This window comes from Faecalimicrobium sp. JNUCC 81 (assembly GCF_053667625.1).
This window is the reverse complement of the sequence record NZ_CM132203.1, coordinates 338,546-353,149: the sequence shown is the minus strand read 5'-3', so window position 1 is coordinate 353,149 and position 14,604 is coordinate 338,546. Positions and strand designations below refer to the sequence as shown.

Genomic DNA, 14,604 nt, shown 5'->3' with positions numbered 1-14,604 from the left:
TTGAAATATATCATAATAAAAATTTACCTCAATTATGTTTCAGCAATATACCTTATCTATCGTGTAAGATACATACGTTGCTCAAAATATAAAAAAACCTTCTGCAAATAGCAGAAGGCCCTTTTTATATTTTATTAATTAATTTTTCAATCGTCTCAGTTTTTATATCTTCTGTAAGTACTCCTACAACTTTTTTTTCATTAATAAATATTAATGCTGGAAATTTTCCTACTCCTAAGCGATCTGCAATCCCTAGGGACTTATAAATATCTACTTTTGTAACCCTTATACTTTCACCATACTTTTTCTCAAAACTTTCTATTATCGGTAAAAGTTCACGGCATACTGGATCTGTTGCATTCCATAAATATACAACAGATGTTTTCCCTCCATTTAATATTTGATTTTCATAAATTTCAATCTCTGCAATGTATTTCTCTGCTCCATATCCTGCAATGGCTCCGTCTCCTACTGCTGTTGAAACTTGTTTTAAGAATTTATCACGTACATCACCTACTGCAAATACACCTGATATATTTGTCTCCATTTTTTCATTTGTGATAAGGTAACCGGCTGAATTCATATCTAATACACCTTTGAAGAATTCTGTGTTAGGTATGTATCCTATAAAAAGAAAACAAGAATCTACATCTACTGGCATTAATTCATTTGTTTTTGTATTTTTAAGAACTACCCTTGAAAGATTACCTTCTCCTTCAAAACATTCCACTAATGTATTCCACATAAAAGACATCTTAGGATTATTAAGTGCTTCAGTTTTTGCAATTTCATTACAATCCATCTTTCCTGGATCGTGCATTACAGATACAATAACTTTTTTTGCAAATTTAGTTAAAAACATACCCTCCTCTATTGCTGCATCACCACTACCTATTACCATAACTGTTTTATCTGTGTTAGCTGCCGCGTCACATGTTGCACAAAAAGATATCCCTTTATCATATAAATAATTTTCTTCATTTTTGGCACCTGTTAGGCGTGGCTTTCCTCCACTTGCTACAATAACTACTTTTGCTTCATAGTTTAATCTAAAAGTTTCAACAACTTTTTTATCTTGTTCTAATCTTACACCTTTTACATCTGTTAATTTAAACTTCACACCAAATTTTTTAGCTTGCTTATGAAATAATCCCATTAATTCAAGCCCTGTTGTTCCATCAGGAAATCCAGGATAGTTTTCAATTTCATTTGTATATGTTGCAAGCCCACCTACCAATGATTTTTCTATAATAAGTGTTTTTAATCTAGCACGGCCACAATAAATAGCTGCTGTAAGTCCTGCAGCTCCTCCCCCTATTATTACTACGTCAAACTGCTCTACCTTTTTTTCCATAATATGTGCCCTCCTTTATAAAAAATTTGCAGGGTTACTATTTTCATAGCCCCTGCTTTTATCTACATAAAATATCTTGCTAATAATTTACTTCCTATAGATGCTCCTCCAAGTAAGAATATTCCAAAAATCCATCCTGAAAGAGAAAGAGACGCAATTGAAGTAAATAATGCACCTATGTTACATCCACCTGCAAGTCTTGCTCCATATCCCATTAGAAGTCCACCAAGAATAGCTGCTATTACTTGTTTAAAAGATTTAATCTTTTTAAATTTAAACTGAGATGCGAAAAGTACTGCAACAAAAGCACCTACTATAATACCAAGATTTCTAATAGATCCCCCGTCATTCATAAACCCTGAACTTAGTGTTTTCTGTGCACCTTCTGAAGCAAAATAAGACCAGCTACCTGCGTCTCCACCTAAAGCATTGTATATCCACGCTCCCCAATTGGCAAAAGTACCTGTAACTCCCCATCCACTATCAAAGATAGATAAATGCGCAATTTGAAATATACTAAGTAATACTGCACCAGCCACATATGTAAGTGGCTCTTTTAGTAATGTCTTATATATTTTATTTTTTCCGACTTTAATCCAAAATTCTTTCAACGTTCTCACCTACTTTATGGATTATTATTTATTTTTTTGAATTACTATTTCCCACTCACCATCATCTACTTCTTCAATTTCTACATTATGTCCTTGCTTTCTTGCCCATTCTGGTACATTTTTCATTGCACAACTATGATCTATTTCTACTATAAGGATATCTCCTACGTTTAATTCACTCATTTTTTTCTCTGTTTTCATTAATGGTATTGGACAAGCCTCTCCTAAACAATCAAGATTATATTCAACCATCTTAAATTCCCCCTTATTTTTTATTATTTTATTCTCCTGTTCCCATTTTCTTTTCTTGCCACTTAACAGCAGCTATATAAAGTAAAACAAGAATAATTGCTTGAACTACAAGTGCTCCTAACCATCCAAACACATCTGGTAAAAATACTTTTGGTGCCTTTTCATTAAATGTAGGCCCCCAAAATCCCATATCGTGCGCTCCCCATAAAGAACCAATTACGAAAAATATTAATGATAGCATTTGCATTGAAAAACCTTCTCCAACTCTCATTAATGTTCCAGATGCACATCCTCCTGCAATAACCATACCAATACCAAAGAGAATTGCTCCCACTATAAGAGGTATTCCAATAGGTGATACTGCACTCATTCCTGGAATTTCATTTCCTTTAATTACTGCACTATATTTAATTGCAGTAAATCCTATTGTTGTTAAAGTTAGTGCTACAATAATTGCCCTTGTAACAGATGTACTTCCTGTAATACAAGGATCTCTAAAAGCTGCTGTAAAACAGAATCTAGACCTTTGTAATATATAGCCAAAACTAATCCCAAAAATCCAATAAATTACAAGTTTTGTGTTATAAGTACTTAAGTAAATTCCAAATGCTACTATTATAGCTGTAACAATAAGAGCAATAGGAATTTGACTCTTTTTAGCTTTACGTGGTGAACGTGATTTACGTATAGATTTAATTTCTGCTTCATTTACACTAGACATCTTGCTACCCCCTTTGCACAAAAATTACTTTTTAACTTGCTTTATATTTAAATCTAGACTCTTATAAGAATGAGCCAAGAAAATATAAACCTTATACTAGCTAATTCCTCTTTATATAAATTATTATATCACTAATTGTTATTTTTTTATCATTCGTATAATTAATGCTACATTAGTAAAATCTTATAGCAAATTTTATATCTTATGATAAAATCAAATAAAAGGGGGGCGTTATGAAATGAATTTTAACTATCTCAGTCAATTTGTTGATGTAGTCAAACTCGGTAGCATCTCTAAAGCAGCTGAAAAAAATCATATATCTCAGTCAGCTCTTAGCCAACAGATTAAACTTATGGAGCAATTTCTTGACTCAACTTTGCTTGAAAGAAGTAATAAGGGAGTGTCTTTAACACCTCAAGGCAATATAGTTTATAATCAATCTCTTCAAATCATTACACTATATAATAAAATGCTTCAAGATATTGAAAAAATGCAAAGTCAAGATAAAGTACTTGAAATTTTTTCAACTGCTTCTATATGCGATTATGCTCTACCTTGTACGCTTTATCATATCAAGAAAAAGTATCCCCAGCTTACTATCAAATTATCTAATATGTCTAGCCAACTGATTGAGGAGCACATGGCTTGTGGCCAAGGTACCATTGGGTTTATATCTGGGAAACCTAAAAATAAATCTCTTATAAGTAAAAAAATTTTTTCTGATAAGATTTGTCTTGTAGCAGGAAATGATATGAGCGTGCCTGACTATTTAAGTAAAGAAATGCTTTATGATTATCCCATAATTATGTTAGATTCATCTAAATATATAAGACATCAACTTGATAAATACTTAAAAAAAATAGATATTGATGTATCAAACCTTAATATTCTATACTCCTTAGATTCAATAGAATCTATTAAATCTTCATCTGCAAGAGGTTTTGGTCTTGCTTTTTTACCTTATATGACCATAAAAAAAGAACTATATAATAAACATCTCAAAATTATTGAAATGGACGATTTTAAATTAGATAATAATTTTTATACTGTCACTAAACCTTTAGACGATTCCTACGATAAAGAAATATATAAACTAATAAATTACATAGAAAAAACAATTTCTAAGACCATTTGCTAAATGGTCTTAAATACTTTTACTTCCCAAACGCCATTTATTACTTCTTCATAGTTATATCTAAAATTATGATTTTTACAAAAATCTTTAATCGAAGTTAATGTGCAACTATGATCTGTAATGATTATAATAGTTTCTCCTTTTTCAATTTTCTTAATGTGATTTTGTAAATGAATAATTGGAATAGGGCAAATTTCTCCTAAACAATCAATTTTTTTCACAACTCTCTCCCCCTTTTTATAATTTATAAATAAACTATATCATACCTAAGGAGTCAAGATGATTTAAAATACTAGAAATAAAAATAGAGTAGAAAGAATTTTAATTCTAACTACCCTATTATAAAAATATTATTTCTTTTTTAATTTAACTACAGTCTCAACATGAGGAGTGTTAGGGAACATATCCATACACTTAACTTTTTCTATTTCATATCCATAATTTTTAAATTCAACTAAATCAAGAACTAAAGTCTTAGGATTACAAGAAATATAGATTATCTCTTTAGCTCCAAACCCAGATATATCTCTTATTGCATCTTTGTGAACACCTGGTCTTGGAGGATCAACTATTATTAAATCTGGTTTAACTTTAAAGTTTTTAACAGTTTTAGCAACATCCCCTGCAACAAACTCACAGTTAGTAAGTCCATTTAATTTAGCATTTTCGTTAGCAGCAACTACTGCTTCTTCTATTATTTCAATACCATAAACTTTTTTTGCAGCACCTGCCATAACTTGTCCTATAGTTCCAGTTCCACTATATAAGTCAAATACAACTTTATCAGCATGATCACCTATAAATTCTCTAGCCATAGTATAAAGATCTTCTGCTCCTTTTGTATTAGTTTGGAAGAATGAGAATGGAGATATCTTAAATTTAAGACCTAAAACTTCTTCTTGTATATAATCTCTACCATGTAATACTCTAAGCTCATCACATTGAACTGCATCAGCTAATCCATCATTTACAGTATGTAATATACTTACTAACTCAGATTCTAATGGAAGTTCTAATAATATATTTTTATACTCAGTCATATCAAAATCTATTTGAGAAGACGTAACTATATTTACCATCATCTCATTAGTGTTAACACCTTTTCTTACAACAAGGTTTCTTAGGTACCCTTTATGATTTACAGTTCTGTAGTAAGGAAGCTCTTTTTCATTAAAATACTGTACTGTTTTAGTTAGTATTTGTATAAAGTCATTATCAACTAATAGACATCCGTCAACTGTCATTATATCTATGTGTCTTCCTTTTTTATGAAGACCTAATGTAAGAGGGCCATCTTTCATTTCATCTCCGAAAGTATACTCCATCTTATTTCTGTATAATCTTTCTAATGGGCTTCCTTTTATACCTTCAAATTTAAATCCAAATAAATCTTGGTTTAAAAATAAATCCATTACTTGCTTTTCTTTTATTTCTAATTGTTTTTCATAAGGAACTGATAATATAGAACATCCTCCACATTCTCCAAAATGCTTACATGTAGTAGCTGTTTCTATTGGTGAATTTTCTAGTAATTCTAACATTTTAACATCCGCTTTACCACTTCTAGTTCTCTTAACAGCTGCTCTTACCTTTTGACCAGTTATTCCACCTTTCATATGAATATCTCTATTTCCGTATAGACTTACAGATGTTCCTCCAAACTCCATTTTGTCTACTTCAAACTCTATAATATCTTTTTTCTTCACTAATGTTACCTCCGCTTAAGTCTATTATCTATCTTTCTTCCATTAATCTAATTTCTTCTTCAGTTAATTCTCTATATTCTCCTAAAGCTAAACTTTCATCTAACTTTAATTTACCCATAGACAGTCTTTTTAAGTATACTACTTTTTTACCTACACTCTCAAACATTCTTTTTACTTGGTGGAACTTTCCTTCATGTATAGTAAGCTCTATTTCTGATAGTTCTTCGCTTTTTAGTATCTTTAATTGAGATGGCATAGTTTCATACCCATCATCTAAAATTACACCTTTTTCAAATGCTGTTATATCTTCTTCAGTTACTACGCCTTCAATTTTTGCATAGTAAGTTTTTGGTACATGTTTCTTAGGTGATAATACTCTATGTGAAAGTTGCCCATCATTTGTTAATATTAATAAACCTTCTGTATCTTTATCTAATCTACCTACTGGAAAAGGTTCAAATACAAGATATGATGGATCTATTAAGTCTAAAACTATAGGATCTCTCTTATCAAAAGTTGCAGATATATATCCATCTGGTTTATTTAACATTATATAAACGAATTCTCTGTAGCTTACAACTTCTCCATCAAATAAAATTTCATCATTTTCAGTGTCAACTTGAAGAGCCGGATTGTTTACTACTTTTCCATTTACAGTTATTTTTCCGTATTTACAGTATTTTTTTATTTCCGCTCTACTTCCACATCCTATATTTGAAAGTACTTTATCTAAACGTAATTTTTTAGCCATATCTAAATTTGACTTCCTTAGAAGTGCTCTCCATTTTCATAGTATTTTTCTTTTTCAAATACTGTAAATGCAAGGTCCATATTTTCTACGCTTAAATTATTTCTTATGCTATCAGTTATAATTTTAGCTACTATATCTTGAACCTCTTGACCTCTATCAAACCACGCTATTTCTACAAATGGATAAACATCAGCTATTTTTCCATCTCTTATTGCAACTGATTTTATACACTCTATTTCAAAATAGTCTCTTGGACATTTGACAGCTTCAACTAAGCTATCTATCATATTTTCACTTATTTTTAATATTTCATTTTCATGTATTCCTCTTATTTTAATTTGTGGCATTTTTTTCTTCCTTTCTATATTAAATACTATTTTATATTTTAACATAGCTTAAAATATAAAACGTTTATTTTTGATGTACTAATTATAGATATTATTATACTTTTAATTTCATGTTATTACAATTTACTATATACTTTTTTTGTATATCCGTTATAATATTAAGTGATGGGTAAATTTTATAAATTTTTAACAATATAATTTATTTGGAGGTTTTACGTATGTTAGTTTCAGCTAAAGAAATGTTAATAAAAGCTAGAGAAGGTAAATATGCAGTAGGTCAATTCAACATCAATAACTTAGAGTGGACAAAGGCAGTCTTATTAACTGCTCAAGAAAATAACTCTCCTGTTATATTAGGTGTATCTGAGGGTGCAGGTAAATATATGGGTGGTTACAAAACTATAGTTGGAATGGTTAACGGAATGTTAGAAGAATTAAAAATAACAGTTCCAGTTGCACTACACTTAGACCACGGTAGCTATGATGGAGCTTTAAAAGTAATAGAAGCAGGATTCTCTTCTGTTATGTTTGATGGTTCTCATTATTCTATAGAAGAAAATATAGCTAAAACTAAAGAAGTACTTGAAATAGCTCATTCTAAAGGTATATCTGTAGAAGCAGAAGTTGGTTCTATAGGTGGAGAAGAAGATGGTGTTGTTGGAGCTGGGGAAGTTGCAGATCCGGCTGAATGTAAATTAATAGCAGATTTAGGGGTTGATATGTTAGCTGCTGGTATCGGTAATATACATGGTCAATATCCAGAAAACTGGGCAGGATTAAGCTTCGATGCTTTAGCTGCTATAAATGATACTACAGGAGAAATGCCATTAGTATTACACGGTGGAACTGGTATACCTGCAGATATGATACAAAAAGCTATATCTTTAGGTGTTTCTAAAATAAATGTTAACACTGAGTGCCAATTAGCATTTGCAGAAGCTACTCGTAAATATATAGAAGCTGGAAAAGACTTACAAGGTAAAGGATTTGACCCTCGTAAAGTATTAGCTCCAGGATTCGAAGCTATAAAAGCTACTGTTAAAGAAAAGATGGAATTATTCGGTTCTGTAAACAAAGCTTAATTTTATGTCGAGTTTCATAAAATAAATTATAAAAAATTTATTAAATTAATGTGATCGATAATATCACTAGAATTATAAAGGACCTTAGTATAATGTATATTTCTACAATACTAAGGTCTTTTTTAATCAAACTTTTAATTAACTATAAAATTTAGACCCACCAACTAATTGTCTTTTTCCAACTATTTTAGCTAAATTAGTAAGTGATGCTATTTTTATTTCCTTAAAACTTATAAGGAATACAAATTTAAAATCAGTAAACGTTTCATCTATATTATATACATCGAAGAAACATCTTACATTATCAAATCTGTACTTATCTTGTAATTCTTCTTCTATTTCATCTGTAGCATCTTTTAAATATGCTCTTACATCTTCAAATAATACATTAAAGTAAGAATCATCTAATTCTTCCCCAATTTCTTCTACTAACTCTTCTATATCTTGCATATCAAATACTTCTTCAGATAGCTTACAATCAAATACCATTATGTTCTTTTGATTTATACTATTTGATATGTCTTGTATATCCTCAAAATCTGGACGCAATCCTAAGATATCTTTAACTTCATTACTTTGTACATGAAATTTTCCTTTTTCATTTTTTAATTCCAACTTTATCACAAGATCGCCTCCCCCATCATGTAATAACTCTCTATTTATATGAATCTATAAATTCTTTTATTTCTATCCAGTTATTAACTCTAGTTATATTTTCATGAACTATACCTTTATTATAATTTGTATCTATTAATAAAACTTTAATTCCTTCATCTGCAAGTTGTGTTGCATTGTAAGGATTATCTTCTATAAATACATTACAATTTAATGCTTTTGCTTTTTCTACTTTATAGTCACTTCCTAATAAATGGACTTCTATTCCAGAAAATCCACTATCTTCTAGCCATTTTTTAGTAATTTCAGTTAAACTTTCACTTCTTGCTGTTACAAAATACACAGTATTTTCAGAACATAGCTCTTCTATTATCTCTTTTGCACCTTCAACTACTGATGCTTCTCCATATGAATGCATATATTTTTCATGGAATTCACTTAGCATTCTATCCATTTTTATTTCATATAAAGTTTCCCAATCGCAAGTATTGCATTGTTCTTCTGTTATATTTTTATTATATAATTCATTTAAGTATGGTATAAAGTGATATGGACTTGTTATTGTTCCGTCTATATCAACGCATATATTTAGTTTATTCATATTATCCTCCCTATTTCCCATCTGATTTATAGTTAAGACATTATAGCATATGTTAAATTATAAATCAAAATATATAATTTAAGTATATGTATATAATACCAAAAGCTTACCTTAAAAGGTAAGCTTTTAAATATATTTATTACATTTTATCATTTAAATCACTTAATCTTTCTTTAAAGCTAGTTATATGTTTATCTGATAATTTTAAGTACTCTGTTATTTTTCCTATATATTTAGGATTTTTAGTCTCTATAAGTTTAGATGCAGATACCATAGCCTTTTCTCTTAATTCATACGCTTTTCTTACATCATCTCTTGCATTATGTAGTACTTGTGTATAATTTTTTTCTGAAAGAGATGGTATATTCATATCATTATACATAGATATAACTTCTTTGCACATCTTTTGAGCATGTTTAATATCTTCTCCTATACTATCTAGATGTTTAAGATTTTCAGATATATTCTTAGTATATGGCATACAGTCTCTCATAGGAACTAAGGCTATTGTTTCTATATCATAAATTTCTTTTTTAAATTCTGTTACAATTTCTTTATCTGTTTTTTCTTTAGTAATAGCTACATCTTCTATTTTATTATCTTTTGATAAATCATTACTATCTTTAGATTTATTATCCGATTTATCATTATTCTTAGTAACTTCAGTTTCATTACTAGGTTTATTATCATCTGATTCTATATTACTAGTAACTTTTTCACTTTTCTTATCTTTATCTTGTTTTTCATAATCTTTTTCAAAATTTGAAGCATATTTATCTTTATATCGTTCTTCAAAAGCATAGTTTTGATAATACATAGCCTCTTTTATTTTATTTAAGCCACTCATATACATATTTGTTATTACTATTGTGCTTACTAGCACTATATAAATACTACTGTATATACAAGATCTTCTAAAGTTGTTATAATTCCTAAATAGAACTATTAAGGGTATAAGATATAAAAATAAGAATACTAATATCCATCTCATTAATAACAATCTCCTTTTCATGTATATGGAAGCAAAATGCTCCATTATACCTATTTTTATCCATTTAGTTTATATTATTTACAACTTTTTAGTTTATTAATCCATTATTTTTATTAAATTAAAGTCTAGAAAATCACAAGAAGCAAGTATATATTCTACTCCATTTCTAATTCCTTTTAATCCCATCTTAAAAGATTCTTTTCCATGTAAGTGTCCATATATAACTTTTTCAACTTTATACTCTTCAAACAATTTAGTATATAAAGACTCTTCAAGTTTATCATTAGTTGGAGGGTAGTGAGTTATTGCAATTAGTTTAGAATATCCTTTTTTGCGAGCTGATTCTAATGATAATCTTAATCTATTTTCTTCTCTTATATAAATTTTTTCATCATTTTTATCAAACTTTACATCATTTGGACAAATCCAACCTCTTCCTCCACATATTGCGTAGTCTTTGTACTCATAAAAGTTAGTTTGTAAAAATTTCATATCTTCATATAATTTATTTAATCCTGTAACTGTTGTCCACCAATAATCATGATTTCCTTTTATAAAAATCTTTTTCCCTGGTAAATCATTTATTATATCTAAATCTTCTTTTCCTTCAGCTAAATTTATTCCCCATGAAGTATCTCCTAAAACTAAAACTAAATCATCTTCCTTAACATTTGCATTCCAATCTTCAATAATTTTATTTTCATGATTTATCCAGTTGTCACCAAATACATCCATCGGTTTATCTACTGCCGTTGAAAAATGTAAATCTCCTATTGCGTATAAACTCATATTCATAATCCTTTCTAGTGTCTCTTTAGTTTATTTTATGTCTAAAAAAGAAAGCTATCCACTTACATGGATAACCCTCTAGTTATTTTTTATATTGTTGTAATAATCCATCTATCTCATGTTTTAAATTAATTATTTCTGTTATATCTTTTTCATTATCAATTTTATCTAATCTTCTTTGAAATAATATAGCTTTATGAGTTTCTCCTACATTATATAATTCTTGAACTTTATTTAAAACATCTCTTACTGTTATAGACTTTACTTGATACATAACTTGTGCTTTCATTATGTCTTCTCTTATCTCACTCATTTCTTGATCTAGTAAGAATGCCGCATCTGCTGCTCTTCTTAGCCTTACTGCTAAGTTTTCCGGTATATAATGTTCATATTTATATTTTAAAGAGTGTTCTATTGTTGCCCAAAAGTTCATAGCTAATGTTCTTATTTGTATTTCACATAAAATTTCCTTTGATCCAGCAATTGAGTTTATAGGGTATTTTATTATTACATGATAACTTCTATATCCACTATCTTTAAAATTTTCGATATAGTCCTTTGCATATACTATAGACATATCACTTCTAGTTTGAATTAACTCTACTATAGTGTATATATCCTCTACAAATTGACACATTATCCTAATGCCTGCTATATCTTCCATTTCAGCCTCTATGTCTTGTATGTTTAAACGCTTAACCTTCGATACTATTGAAGCTATCTTCTTCGTTCTACCTGTTACAAATTCGATTGGAGAGTATTCTCCTTTTGCTAGAAATTCTTTTCTTATATTCTTAAATTTCACCTTTAATTCTTCAACTGCATGTTCATAAGGAGCTAATACTTCGTCCCACTTTTCGTATTCCATCTCGCTCATCCTTTATTATATTTTTCCAGTTATACTCATTTTAACATAATTTATTTTTTTTGTGTATAATAAAGCAATTCTCCTTCATTTATAAGATATCCTACTTCTCCTAAGTCAGCTAAATAACTTATTATAGATACTAATGAAGACTTAAAAAAGTGATATTCTTTATAATTATTACTTAAGATATTATTTTTTATAATATTTTTAAGTAAATTTTCTAATCCTATTGGCTCCTTTAATTGCTCTCTTATTTGATTTAAATATTTTTCTATAGCTTCTTTATGCTTGTTTATTAAATTATAACTTTCACATTTAGATATAACTTTTTTTCCATGGCTAACTACTAAGAAATCAAAATCTATATTTTTAAGTTTATCTAATGACTCCATTTGATCTTTTATATCATGCATAAATAAAAAGTCATATTTATTAAGCATTTCTTCGCCTATTAAAAGGTCTCCTACAAATAATACTTTATCTTTTGTTAAGATACCTATACTACCTGGTGTATGTCCCTTAAAATCTATTATATTAAATTCTACATTATTTAATTCTATTATACCTTCATTTATAACTTCATCTATTTGTACTTCATCTAATGATTTATTTCTTAATTTACCATCCATAAATTTATTACTTTTTCCACCTATTATATATTTAGAAAATAACTCTGGATTTTCTATATATAATTTTGCATATTTTGATGACATTATTAATAAATCTTTATACTCTTCTCTAAATTGATTACATGCACCATAATGGTCGTTGTGTTCATGTGTATTTATTATAAATTTTAGGTTTATATTATTTGATTTTAATATATCAATTACTCTTTTAGGTCTTAATCCACATAGACCTGGGTCTATAATAAGCGCGCTATTATCATCATATAAATATATACCTGTATTCGTTCCACCTTTTATATAAAAAGTATTTCCTTTTATATTTAATAAATCCATTTTAGCTCCTACTTTATAGTAATATTTTTTTTAGTCTATTTATAGTTCTTATTCTAATATCTTCTTCTTTTGATACTCTTATTTTTATATTATAAGCTGTATCTTCATGAAGCAAACTTTCAACGAAATATTCAACTGTACCTCTATCCTTAAACTCTATATCTATAATACCTTTTGAATATAACTTTGAATCTAGAGTCATTAATTTATCTGAAAAACTAAGCCTTGTTGACTTATCTAAATAATCATTTTCTGGTTTAAAACTATCACAATAATTTATTTTATAATTTACTACTTCATCACTAATCTCAAATCCATACTTTGATTTCATTAGATTTTTATAGTCTAAATTTCTCTTTGTAACATTTAGTAAATTTTTATTATAATCTTCTTTTTTCCAGTGGCCAAATAATCTACAATTTAAAGGTCTAACTTCATATATTAAACATCTATTGTTTTCATCTTTAAAAGGACAAGGACTCTTTTTTATATATTCAAAAAAATAATAATCTAATACCTTACTTAAACATTTCTTTCTTAATTCATTGTTCCCTTTTAAGTATTCAAATATATTTATAAATTCTATTAAGTTTATACCGACAGATTCCATACAGCAATTTCCGCATCCACTGCAATCTCCACTTGGTAAAGAATTATATACTTTGTTTAGCTTAGTAAATAATTCATTTTCCTTAGAATAATCTATACAATTTAATATATCAATCTTTTTTATACTAGTCATTATTATTACTCCTTGTTATAATTATTAGGTTAATACAAACAATTATTATAACACATTTTTTATGATTAATTATAGGAGGCATTTTATGAATAGATATACAAAGATAATAAACATGATGGATAGTTACTTCACTAAGGACTATGAAAAACAAAAAAAGAATATAACTAAGGTTAGAGAAGTTAGAGAAGAAACTGTTAGAAAGTTCTTCTTACAAGGTGATTGTGAAGTTTTAGTTATACTTGAGGAATCAGGTAAAGAAATCCTTATAGATGATTTTTCTTCTGATGAGGATATAAAAAAATACCTTGGTCCTAAGTTCATAAACAAAAAAAGGTAATTAAAAACTTTACACAATAATTTCAACAACCTATAAAATATGTATGTTGCTAAAGGGGGATGTTATCACATCCTTTTTTAGTATTTAAATAAAGTTTTAAAATATCTAAAAATTTTTTATAATTATGTATAATTTAATTTCATCTGTCCATAATAGTAATATAAAATTAAATATTTAACTCAATCTCCCCCAATTTGAGCTTCCGTTCCCCCAACGGAAGCTCTTTTTATATTTATATATATAAGATATAATTATATATAAATAGTATAGACAGCTTGCCTAAATCAAAATAAGAAATGAGGTATAATTATGATACAAATAGGAAACTTAAACTTAGATACAGATTTTCAATATAGAATAATTAGAGAAGAAGAAAATGATATTGATTTATTTATTGATATAAATTATCGTAGCTTGGATATAAATTCTCAAGGTTCTAATTTATTTTTATCTAGAATACAATTCCCTTTTGTTAGATCATTAATACTTAGAATTAACAAAGAAAATAATCTAATGACTATTCATTTAATGAGGGATATAGATTTATTCTCTGCATTTGCAAATTTTGAAGTTGATTATAAAGATTCAATAATAAGCATAAAAAATGACCTTGAAAAAGTAGTTATAAATAAATCATCTATAAAATAATAAGGGGGCCTTAATAGGCCCCTTTTATTTTTTATATTTATTATATAAATTATATTAACTTTATAACTTTACGTCAATATTAATTTTCTGAA

The 14,604-nt window shown here is 28.0% G+C and carries 19 protein-coding genes; 4 read left to right on the top strand and 15 right to left on the bottom strand.

All coding sequences use genetic code 11. The features are described 5' to 3' along the window. Positions 1 to 124: 124 nt before the first annotated feature. The 4 genes from JNUCC81_RS01855 to JNUCC81_RS01840 all read right to left on the bottom strand — a co-directional run bounded on the left by JNUCC81_RS01855 (position 125) and on the right by JNUCC81_RS01840 (position 2,938). Positions 125 to 1,354: an FAD-dependent oxidoreductase gene (locus JNUCC81_RS01855; protein ID WP_454095062.1), complete on the bottom strand. Its 1,230-nt coding sequence runs from the start codon at positions 1,352 to 1,354 to the stop codon at positions 125 to 127. 62 nt (positions 1,355 to 1,416) lie between these two features. Continuing rightward, positions 1,417 to 1,965, bottom strand: coding sequence for a YeeE/YedE thiosulfate transporter family protein (locus JNUCC81_RS01850; protein ID WP_454095061.1), 549 nt, complete (start codon positions 1,963 to 1,965; stop codon positions 1,417 to 1,419). Positions 1,966 to 1,989: 24 nt separating this feature from the next. Continuing rightward, positions 1,990 to 2,217: a sulfurtransferase TusA family protein gene (locus tag JNUCC81_RS01845; protein ID WP_454095060.1), complete on the bottom strand. Its 228-nt coding sequence runs from the start codon at positions 2,215 to 2,217 to the stop codon at positions 1,990 to 1,992. A 28-nt stretch (positions 2,218 to 2,245) separates the two neighbouring features. Then, a complete protein-coding gene (locus JNUCC81_RS01840) occupies positions 2,246 to 2,938 on the bottom strand; it encodes a YeeE/YedE thiosulfate transporter family protein (protein WP_454095059.1) in 693 nt (230 codons plus the stop codon). Positions 2,939 to 3,176: 238 nt separating this feature from the next. Between JNUCC81_RS01840 and JNUCC81_RS01835 the strand changes: the two genes are divergently transcribed. Further along, entirely contained in the window at positions 3,177 to 4,076 is a 900-nt protein-coding gene (locus JNUCC81_RS01835) for a LysR substrate-binding domain-containing protein (protein ID WP_454095058.1), read from the top strand. Here JNUCC81_RS01835 and JNUCC81_RS01830 read toward each other — a convergent pair. From JNUCC81_RS01830 to JNUCC81_RS01815, 4 genes are all read right to left on the bottom strand, one after another. After that, positions 4,073 to 4,294 (bottom strand): sulfurtransferase TusA family protein, encoded by a 222-nt coding sequence (locus JNUCC81_RS01830; RefSeq protein ID WP_454095057.1) that lies wholly within the window; start codon positions 4,292 to 4,294, stop codon positions 4,073 to 4,075. The genes JNUCC81_RS01835 and JNUCC81_RS01830 overlap by 4 nt on opposite strands. Positions 4,295 to 4,423: 129 nt before the next feature. Continuing rightward, the gene (gene rlmD / locus JNUCC81_RS01825; RefSeq protein WP_454095056.1) at positions 4,424 to 5,779 is read right to left on the bottom strand and encodes a 23S rRNA (uracil(1939)-C(5))-methyltransferase RlmD; all 1,356 of its coding nucleotides are present in this window, start codon (positions 5,777 to 5,779) and stop codon (positions 4,424 to 4,426) included. 28 nt (positions 5,780 to 5,807) lie between these two features. Further along, positions 5,808 to 6,530, bottom strand: coding sequence for a pseudouridine synthase (locus JNUCC81_RS01820; RefSeq protein ID WP_454095055.1), 723 nt, complete (start codon positions 6,528 to 6,530; stop codon positions 5,808 to 5,810). Between the two features lie 17 nt (positions 6,531 to 6,547). Next, positions 6,548 to 6,877, bottom strand: coding sequence for a DUF1904 domain-containing protein (locus tag JNUCC81_RS01815; protein WP_454095054.1), 330 nt, complete (start codon positions 6,875 to 6,877; stop codon positions 6,548 to 6,550). Between the two features lie 218 nt (positions 6,878 to 7,095). Between JNUCC81_RS01815 and fba the strand changes: the two genes are divergently transcribed. After that, positions 7,096 to 7,959: a class II fructose-1,6-bisphosphate aldolase gene (gene fba / locus JNUCC81_RS01810; protein WP_208333035.1), complete on the top strand. Its 864-nt coding sequence runs from the start codon at positions 7,096 to 7,098 to the stop codon at positions 7,957 to 7,959. Between the two features lie 138 nt (positions 7,960 to 8,097). Here the strand turns inward: fba and JNUCC81_RS01805 are convergent, their stop codons facing one another. The 7 genes from JNUCC81_RS01805 to JNUCC81_RS01775 all read right to left on the bottom strand — a co-directional run bounded on the left by JNUCC81_RS01805 (position 8,098) and on the right by JNUCC81_RS01775 (position 13,527). Then, positions 8,098 to 8,583, bottom strand: coding sequence for a hypothetical protein (locus JNUCC81_RS01805; protein WP_454095053.1), 486 nt, complete (start codon positions 8,581 to 8,583; stop codon positions 8,098 to 8,100). A 31-nt stretch (positions 8,584 to 8,614) separates the two neighbouring features. Then, the gene (locus tag JNUCC81_RS01800) at positions 8,615 to 9,175 is read right to left on the bottom strand and encodes a 5' nucleotidase, NT5C type (RefSeq protein ID WP_454095052.1); all 561 of its coding nucleotides are present in this window, start codon (positions 9,173 to 9,175) and stop codon (positions 8,615 to 8,617) included. A 139-nt stretch (positions 9,176 to 9,314) separates the two neighbouring features. Beyond that, positions 9,315 to 10,166: a hypothetical protein gene (locus JNUCC81_RS01795; protein ID WP_454095051.1), complete on the bottom strand. Its 852-nt coding sequence runs from the start codon at positions 10,164 to 10,166 to the stop codon at positions 9,315 to 9,317. Positions 10,167 to 10,262: 96 nt separating this feature from the next. Then, on the bottom strand, positions 10,263 to 10,955 hold the full coding sequence (locus tag JNUCC81_RS01790) for a metallophosphoesterase (RefSeq protein WP_454095050.1): 693 nt from the start codon (positions 10,953 to 10,955) through the stop codon (positions 10,263 to 10,265). Positions 10,956 to 11,037: 82 nt separating this feature from the next. Continuing rightward, complete coding sequence (locus JNUCC81_RS01785; protein WP_454095049.1) at positions 11,038 to 11,823, bottom strand: GTP pyrophosphokinase; 786 nt, start codon at positions 11,821 to 11,823, stop codon at positions 11,038 to 11,040. Positions 11,824 to 11,873: 50 nt separating this feature from the next. Continuing rightward, positions 11,874 to 12,785 carry an MBL fold metallo-hydrolase gene (locus JNUCC81_RS01780; protein WP_454095048.1) on the bottom strand — a complete coding sequence of 304 codons (912 nt, stop codon included), beginning with the start codon at positions 12,783 to 12,785 and terminating at the stop codon, positions 11,874 to 11,876. A 13-nt stretch (positions 12,786 to 12,798) separates the two neighbouring features. Then, complete coding sequence (locus tag JNUCC81_RS01775; protein WP_454095047.1) at positions 12,799 to 13,527, bottom strand: YkgJ family cysteine cluster protein; 729 nt, start codon at positions 13,525 to 13,527, stop codon at positions 12,799 to 12,801. 85 nt (positions 13,528 to 13,612) lie between these two features. Here JNUCC81_RS01775 and JNUCC81_RS01770 point away from each other — a divergent pair, with 85 nt between their 5' ends. Both JNUCC81_RS01770 and JNUCC81_RS01765 read left to right on the top strand, forming a co-directional pair. After that, positions 13,613 to 13,864, top strand: coding sequence for a hypothetical protein (locus tag JNUCC81_RS01770; protein ID WP_042277170.1), 252 nt, complete (start codon positions 13,613 to 13,615; stop codon positions 13,862 to 13,864). 309 nt (positions 13,865 to 14,173) lie between these two features. Continuing rightward, a complete protein-coding gene (locus tag JNUCC81_RS01765) occupies positions 14,174 to 14,512 on the top strand; it encodes a hypothetical protein (protein WP_286184059.1) in 339 nt (112 codons plus the stop codon). Positions 14,513 to 14,604: the final 92 nt, after the last annotated feature.